At 41.6% G+C, this 4,356-nt stretch carries 5 protein-coding genes and 2 pseudogenes; 6 read left to right on the top strand and 1 reads right to left on the bottom strand.

What is annotated here, in order from left to right:
• The 4 genes and pseudogenes from HMPREF0027_RS03850 to HMPREF0027_RS11615 all read left to right on the top strand — a co-directional run.
• A pseudogene (locus tag HMPREF0027_RS03850) lies at positions 1–204 on the top strand (phage tail sheath family protein); the annotation flags it as partial.
• Positions 204–723, top strand: a pseudogene (locus tag HMPREF0027_RS12990) (phage major tail tube protein). The pseudogenes HMPREF0027_RS03850 and HMPREF0027_RS12990, both read left to right, overlap by 1 nt.
• A gap of 88 nt (positions 724–811) precedes the next feature.
• Entirely contained in the window at positions 812–1,066 is a 255-nt protein-coding gene (locus HMPREF0027_RS03840; RefSeq protein WP_005622399.1) for a phage tail assembly protein, read from the top strand.
• Between the two features lie 26 nt (positions 1,067–1,092).
• Positions 1,093–1,215: a GpE family phage tail protein gene (locus tag HMPREF0027_RS11615; RefSeq protein WP_005622398.1), complete on the top strand. Its 123-nt coding sequence runs from the start codon at positions 1,093–1,095 to the stop codon at positions 1,213–1,215.
• A gap of 9 nt (positions 1,216–1,224) precedes the next feature.
• Here HMPREF0027_RS11615 and HMPREF0027_RS03835 read toward each other — a convergent pair whose 3' ends face one another.
• Entirely contained in the window at positions 1,225–1,494 is a 270-nt protein-coding gene (locus HMPREF0027_RS03835) for a hypothetical protein (RefSeq protein ID WP_155812101.1), read from the bottom strand.
• 35 nt (positions 1,495–1,529) lie between these two features.
• Between HMPREF0027_RS03835 and HMPREF0027_RS03830 the strand changes: the two genes are divergently transcribed.
• Both HMPREF0027_RS03830 and HMPREF0027_RS03825 read left to right on the top strand, forming a co-directional pair.
• Positions 1,530–3,938 carry a phage tail tape measure protein gene (locus HMPREF0027_RS03830; protein ID WP_005622396.1) on the top strand — a complete coding sequence of 803 codons (2,409 nt, stop codon included), beginning with the start codon at positions 1,530–1,532 and terminating at the stop codon, positions 3,936–3,938.
• On the top strand, positions 3,938–4,356 hold a 419-nt coding region (locus HMPREF0027_RS03825), incomplete at its 3' end, for a phage tail protein (protein ID WP_005622395.1). The genes HMPREF0027_RS03830 and HMPREF0027_RS03825, both read left to right, overlap by 1 nt.

The following is a 4,356-nucleotide window of genomic DNA, read 5'->3' as shown; positions in this document are numbered from 1 at the left end:
GAAACCTATATAGGAACGCTCAAATCTATCGTCGGTTACAGTGTAGGGCTTGACCCTGATGCTAACCTTGTTGATGCTTTCAGCCAAGGTTTAGTGCCATTGCAATATGATTTCACGCCGAAAATCCCTGTGGAGCGAATCCACAATAAGAGCGTGGTTACTCGCAAATATCTTGTTAACTTAACCAGCCGTGGAGGTCAATAATGAGCGGTGTCGCGATTAACAAAATTGATAACGCCAATGTCTATATCAACGGCAACAGTTTTTTAGGCAAGGCGAAGTCTATCAAACTGCCTGAATTTGAAGTGGAAATGACCGAGCATAAAAACCTCGGTTTGGTTGGCACCATTAAATTGCCAAGTGGTGTCAATGCCCTTGAAGGTGAAATTGTGTGGGATGGTTTTTACCCTGAAGTCTCAGCTATTGCCAACAATCCTTACCGCACTGCACAACTACAGGAGCGTGCTGATGTGAGCGTGTACAACGCTGCAGGACGTACAACTGAGGTGCCATTGGTAATGATGTTAAACTGAAACTTCAGCAAAACCCCACTCGGCGAATAAGCCGAAGGAAGCGGCAGAATACTCAATGACTTATCAAGCCACAATGATTAAACAATCTATTGATGGCAAAGAAGTGCTGTATTTTGATGCGTTCACGAATAAGTGGCGTGTAGCTGGTCAAGATGTTTTAGAAACCTACCGTAAAAATATCGGACAGTAATTTCTTTAAAGCAGTTTAAACGACCTTTAAACCCAGTTTAAGTAAACTCCTTTGTGAAAGTTAAACAATCTCACAAAGGAGTTTTTTTATGTCTGACGTTATTGTCGCCCTCTATTTCCCGATTCAAGATGGGGAAGGTAAAACCATCACTGAATTAAAAATACGCCGTCCAAAAGCGAAGGATATTCGCAAAATGAAAGGCAGCACTGATATTGAGCAAAGCATTAGTTTGCTTTCTATCGTGACAGGTTTAGTTCCTGAAGATTTAGACGAATTAGATATCGCCGACTTCAAACGTGCGGCAGAAGTGGTTGAAAAAATGCAGAAGGGAAAGTTGAACTAGCCGCTCTTGATGCGGCGTTAGCTGATTTGGCGTTTTGGTTTGGATTTTCGCATTCAGAACTGGAAGATATGACGCTTGATGAAATTGAACGGTGGCTCAATCAAGCCCAGCGGCAGATAAAAGCCAATTACACGAAAGCCGCTATTTAAGCGGCTTTGTTATTTAAAGGCTTTATTAAAACCTTCTTTAAAAGATCGTTTAGTTTCTTCGGTCAACTTGATAGTCAGTGACTTCTTATACATTCGAGCTTCGAGATGTTTAAGCATCTTTTCAAGTGTTGGAACAAAAGGTGAAATCACCAATAAGCCAAGGATGATTGATGTAATGATTGGATAAAGGGTAAAGCCAACTGACACAAGAACGAGTCCTAAAATTCCTGCAATCGCATAGCCAATCAGACCTAGTAATTCATCAAATAATTTGAACATATTTGCCCCCTTCATTTTTAAAAGGACTATAAACGATGTCATCAAATCTTGCAATTAGTTTAGTTATTGGAGCCGCAGTTGGTGGGGCGATTTCAGGTATTAACCAAATCAAAAATACTCTGAAATCATTAACAGATTCCACTCAAACTATCGGGCAACGAATGGCTACGTTAAACCAGCTTTCTATTGCTGGAATGAAAAGCAGTGCTGCTTCATTAACTGCTCTCGGTAGCTCTGTTGTAGGTTTAGCTACTCCAGCCATTGAATTTGAAAGTGCGATGGCTGATGTGAAGAAAGTCGTCGATTTTAAAGCACCAGATGGTTTCAAAAAACTTTCCAAGGATCTCCTTGATTTGAGTAATACTATTCCAATGACAGGGAAAGAGCTTGCTGCTATTGCTGCTTCAGGTGGTCTGTTAGGTGTTGCAGAGGAAGATATTAAATCATTTACCTTAACCATCTCTAAAATGTCGGTAGCTTTTGATATGTCTGCTGAACAAAGCGGTGATTCAATGGCAAAACTGGCTAACGTGTACAAAATCCCGATTAGTAAAATTGGTGATTTAGGTGATGCTATCAATGAATTATCAAATAGCTCCCCAGCTAAAGCATCTGATATTGTAAACACATTAGGACGTATTGCTGGGGTATCAAAAGACTTTGGTTTAACTGAAAATGCTGCCGCTGCTTTAACTAATACTTTTATATCTCTAGGTAAATCTCCTGAAGTGGCAAGTACTGCCATTAACGGAATGCTTACCTCGCTCAATACTGCAGATAAAGGAGGTAAGAAATTCCAAGCTGCATTAAAAGAAGTTGGGATCTCTGCAAAGCAACTTAAAAAGAATATAGCCAAAGACGGGCAAGGAGCAATAGTCGATTTCTTGAAACGTGTCGAAAAATTACCTAAAGCCAAACGGATAGGTGTGTTGGTAGATTTATTCGGTAAAGAATATGCAGATGATGTCTCTTCGATTGCAGGTAACGTGGATTTGCTTGAAAAGAGTATTAAAACATTACAAGAAACCGATGAAAATGGTAAGCCCAAATACCTTGGCTCAATGGAGCCTGAATTTGCTGCACGAAGTGCAACAACAGAAAACACTCTTAAATTATTGAAAAATAGTTTCGCTGGATTAGGTATTAGCATCGGTAACTACATTCTACCTGTTATCAATGATTTTGTTGGTTGGTTACAGCCCCTTATTATTCGGGTGACTGACTTCATTAATACAAACTCAGATCTTATGGGCGAAATTGCCAAATGGGGAACTTATGCCTTAGGTGCAGTTGCTGGTTTCTCTGCTTTGGTTGGAGGATTAAGTATGCTGACTTGGGGTGGGCTTAAAGTGATTTCCGTTCTTAAAATGACTTGGGGAGTATTATCTTTTGGTGGTTCTGTGATTGCCTTTGTTGGCAAAGGTGTTTTCGGGCTTACTGGTTTTATTGGAAAATTATTGTTACCTGTCGTGCTCAAACTTGCCTACGGTTTTGGCTATCTCATCGGGTGGCTTGGCAAAATGGTATTTTTAGCGGCAAAACTTGGCGTAACCTTAATGGGAACCTTATTAAAAGGCTTGATGATGGTTGGGAAAGCGATCATTTTTATTGGTCGCGCATTCCTTACCACCCCTATCGGCATTGCCGTTGCCATTATTGCAGGGCTGGCTTATTTACTTTGGGATAATTGGGACTGGGTCAGCGAAAAATTCAGCCAAATATGGCAATGGATTGGCGAAAAATCCGCAGCTTGTGGGCAGTTCTTATCTGAAACGTGGAACAGCGTGAGTGCTTGGTTTGGTAGCATTTGGGAAAACATCACCACATTCTTCAATTCAGGCATCGGCAACATTACTGCCACGACTCTCAATTGGTCGCCACTTGGCTTATTCCAGCAAGTTTTCTCTACCGTGCTTTCTTGGTTCGAGATTGATGTGCCAAGCAAGTTTACCGACTTCGGCAAGAATATGATTGACAGTTTAGTCAATCGTATTAAAAACGCTTGGGAAGGAGCGAAAAAGATTGTCTCAGATTTAGGCGACGGCATTAAAGGTTGGTTTGCAGAAAAACTTGGCATCCACTCTCCAAGCCGTGTGTTTAAAGGCTATGGCGTGAACGTGGTGGAGGGTTTGGCAATCGGTATGGATAAAGCCCAGCCCCTAGCTCAAAAAGCCAGTGATAGCTTATCTGAGGCAGTGAGCTTTGATGGTTCGACCAAAGGTAGCTTATTTGCCAACTATCAACCACTAAATAGAAACGCTGTTACCAATAGTGAAATCAATCAAGGCTGCATTGTGGTGCATTTTAGCCCAAATATCACCTTAACTGATAATACCCCACAAAGCGTAACCGACCAACTGCAAAGTGCCTTAAAAATGGGGGCATATGAGTTTGAGCAATTACTCAATCAGGTCTTAGACCAACGACAACGGAGGGCTTACTAATGGCAAATTATGCACTTTTAGGCAATATTGCCTTTGATTTACTCTCTGCACCAACAGGCTTTGACGAAAGCCGTTCTGCGGTATTTGCTGAACACGAAGTACTTTCGGGTAAATCGAAACTGCAAGCAATGGGTATGGCATTAACAGAAGTCACGTTACAACTACAACTGCATCACCAGCTTGCACCAGTAGAAAGTCGCTATCAAGCCTTACTCACGGCGCAAGATAGCCAAGAGGCCTTGGCATTGGTCTTTGGTTTCTCTAAATTCAAAGGACATTTTGTCATTACAGACGTTACCAGTACTGTATTGTTCACTGATGGTAAAGGCAATGTGCTTGCCCGTGATGTGAGCTTGACCTTGCAGGAATTTGTCGGCAATCCACAAGCGGGGATTTTAGGTGCGGCATTATCTCTTGT

The sequence above is a fragment of the Actinobacillus ureae ATCC 25976 genome (assembly GCF_000188255.1).
GTDB lineage: Bacteria > Pseudomonadota > Gammaproteobacteria > Enterobacterales > Pasteurellaceae > Actinobacillus > Actinobacillus ureae.
The sequence above is the reverse complement of the archived record's forward strand: the minus strand, read 5'-3'. Positions and strand labels throughout refer to the sequence as shown.

What these genes read in the sequence shown, in the direction of transcription:
- HMPREF0027_RS03840 (WP_005622399.1), top strand. Translation starts at nt 812, where the DNA reads ATGTCTGACGTTATTGTCGCCCTCTATTTCCCGATTCAAGATGGGGAA.
- HMPREF0027_RS03835 (WP_155812101.1), bottom strand. Translation starts at nt 1,494, where the DNA reads ATGTTCAAATTATTTGATGAATTACTAGGTCTGATTGGCTATGCGATT.
- HMPREF0027_RS03830 (WP_005622396.1), top strand. Translation starts at nt 1,530, where the DNA reads ATGTCATCAAATCTTGCAATTAGTTTAGTTATTGGAGCCGCAGTTGGT.